The 3,125-nt window shown below is 44.0% G+C and carries 2 protein-coding genes; both read right to left on the reverse strand.

The annotated features are described in order from the left end of the window. The coding region (locus F6K37_RS36080; RefSeq protein ID WP_287255784.1) for a type I polyketide synthase at positions 1-1,282 on the reverse strand (1,282 nt) is incomplete at its 3' end. A gap of 3 nt (positions 1,283-1,285) precedes the next feature. After that, the coding region (locus F6K37_RS36085) for an SDR family NAD(P)-dependent oxidoreductase (RefSeq protein WP_287255786.1) at positions 1,286-3,125 on the reverse strand (1,840 nt) is incomplete at its 5' end.

A 3,125-nucleotide genomic window follows, 5' to 3' on the forward strand; every position in this document is an offset into this window, starting at 1 on the left:
CTAATACAGGTAATTGCTCCCAATTAATATAAGGATTGGGCTGATCAAAATGAAGATGGGGGGCAATCTGTTGATGTTGCAACTGCAATACTACTTTGATTAACCCCGCTATGCCCGCTGCTGCTTCCAGGTGTCCGATATTCGTCTTGACAGAACCGATGATCATCGGTTGTTGTGATGAGTGTGATTCTCGAAATACATTCCCTAAAGCAGTGACCTCAATCGGATCTCCTAAAGATGTCCCGGTGCCATGGGCTTCTATATAGCTGACTTGCTCTGGCTGTACTCCTCCATTTGTTAAGGCTTGACGGATTACTGACTCTTGAGAAGGACCATTCGGTACCGTTAAACCACTAGTATGGCCATCCTGATTAATCGCCGTTCCTCGAATTACGGCCAAGATATTATCCCTATCTGCCACTGCATCCGAAAATCGCTTGAGCACCACTACCCCACAGCCCTCACTGCGAACAAAACCATCTGCCCCCGCGTCAAAAGTCTTGCAGCGTCCATCAGGAGAAAGCATTCTCGCCCTGGAAAAATTGATGGTATATTCTGGGGAAATAATCCGATTAACCCCTCCTGCTAGAGCTAAAGTGCATTCTCCGTTACGCAGACTGGCACAGGCTAAATGAACGCTTACTAAGGAAGAAGAACAAGCCGTATCCACCGCTAAAGAAGGCCCAGTTAGTCCGAGAAAATGAGAAAGTCTGCCAGTAGCGGTACTGTGGGCATTACCTGTGGCTAAATAGGCATCAATTTCTGTAAGATCACGACTAGTTAAACGTTGAAGATAGTCATTACTAAAAATGCCCAGAAACACCCCCGTTTCAGTTTTGGCTAGTTGTTGAGGAGCGATCGCTGCATGCTCAAGGGCTTCCCAACTTACTTCCAAGAGTAGACGTTGTTGAGGGTCAAGGGAAATTGCTTCAATAGGAGCAATATTAAAGAAGTGGGAGTCAAACTCTTGTAGTTGACCGACGAACCCCCCATAACGAGTGTACATTTTCCCTGGGGTTTCTGGGTTAGGATCGTAGTACTGCTCGATGTTCCATCGTTCAGAAGGAATTTCACTAATGGCATCTATTCCTTGAGATAAGAGATTCCAGAAGGATGCCGGGTTATCTGCTCCTCCAGGGAAACGGCATCCCATCCCAATAATGGCGATTGGTTCTTTGCTAGAACGCTCATATTTGTCCAGCTTAGATTGCAATTGTTCAATTACCAAAAAGGAACGTTGTATGGGAGTTAATTCTTGAATTTTATTTGATAAATTTCCCATTAATTAAACACCTCCTTCATTAATAAGTGAATTTAATTTTTGGTTGATTATTTCTTCTAATTGATCCTCGGACAAATCTTGGGTCTTTGCTAATAATTGTTGTTCTTTTTCCTGCTCTTTATTGTTAAGGGATTTTGTAAAATAGTAATTTTCACCTTTGTCTCCCTCTAATACTTGCTGAATTAAATAATCTACCAATTCCCTTACCGTAGGATAATCAAAAGCTAAACTTGAAGGAATTGAACAGCTTAAACTACCTTGCAAGCGATTGCGCAACTCTACTGAGGTCAGAGAATCCATCCCCAAATCAAAAAATCCTTCTTCTAAACCAATCGATTGAGCCGAACTTATCCCCAATACTCTCGCCACCTGACTACGCACATGGGCGGTTAATAGCTCTTTTTGCTCCGATGGTAATGCGGCTTTTAACTGGTCAATAAATTCGGATTTAGATACCTCCGAAGTCTTAATCTTTTGTTGCCACTGAGCTAAAAATGGCCAATTAGAAACTCTAGCAGTCCATTGTGACCAGTTGATCGGTACTACTCCTACTTCTACCGCCTCAGTACTGATCAATCGCTCTAATGCCTCCAACACCCCAGCAGGAGAGATCGCACCCATACCCTGCTTCTGTACCTTCACATCTGCACCACGCTCAGCTGCTGCTCCCACTTGAGATACCGCACCCCAATGAATGCTCAATCCTGACAACCCCAGACCTCGACGATAATGGGCTAAACTATCGAGAAAGGCATTAGCCGCAGCATGATTTCCCTGACCGGGAGAACCCAAAAGAGATGCCGCCGAAGAAAACAGGACAAAAAAGTCCAAAGGCTGGTTTTTGGTTAATTGATGCAAATGCCAAGCTCCTTGTACTTTGGGAGCCATCACTTTCTCAAAGCTAGACCAACTCTGGTTTTGGAGGACGCCATCAGATAACATCCCTGCCGAATGAATGACTCCCCTTAGTGGCAAGCTTGACTGATTGATCCTAGACAACACCCTCCCCATAGATTCAAATTCAGACACATCAGCTTTTTCCACTACTACAGAGGCTCCAGCTTGTTCTAACTCTGCTAATTTCTTGACAACACCATGATTAGGACTACTCCGTCCTACTAACACTAAATGCTTGGCTCCTTTCTCTACCATCCAACGGGCAACTAGTAAGCCTAATCCTCCTAAACCACCAGTAATCAAGTAAGTTCCGTCTTCTGGGAAGTTCAACGGCATTTCAGTGGCGGTATCGGTTGGTTGTTGGCTTTGAGTAACGATAATTTTGCCAATATGTTTGGCTTGCTGCATATAACGAAAGGCGCTGACTACTTCCTCCATAGAGAAGACTGTCAAGGGAGGTGGTTTTAGCAAGCCGTTGTTGAACTTGTCAATAATTTCTACTAACAGAGACTTGATTAATTGAGGTTGGTCTTGAGATACTTTAACTAAATCAACCACTGAATAAGAGATATCTGACCTGAGAGTTGCCATCTCAGTTGATTCCCAAACTCCCCGCTTGGCAATTTCTAAAAAACGACCTTGAGGACTTACAACTGATACAGTCTTGCCAATAAATTCTCCAGAGGTCAGAGAGTTAAGGACAATATCTACCCCCTTTCCTTGTGTTTTATCCATGATCTGAGCAGCAAACTCTAAGGTACGGGAATTCATAATATGTTTAACTCCCATAGCTTTTAAAGCTTCCCACTTCGGAGAACTAGCAGTAGCAAAAACTTCAGCCCCAGCTTGCTGAGCAATTTGTACTGCCGCCATTCCCGTGCCTCCTGCAGCAGCATGGATTAAAATTTTGTCCCCTGGTGCGATTTTGGCTACGTGGTGCAGTGCT

This window comes from Moorena sp. SIO4E2, from assembly GCF_010671945.1.
In the GTDB taxonomy this organism is placed as follows: Bacteria; Cyanobacteriota; Cyanobacteriia; order Cyanobacteriales; family Coleofasciculaceae; genus Moorena; species Moorena producens.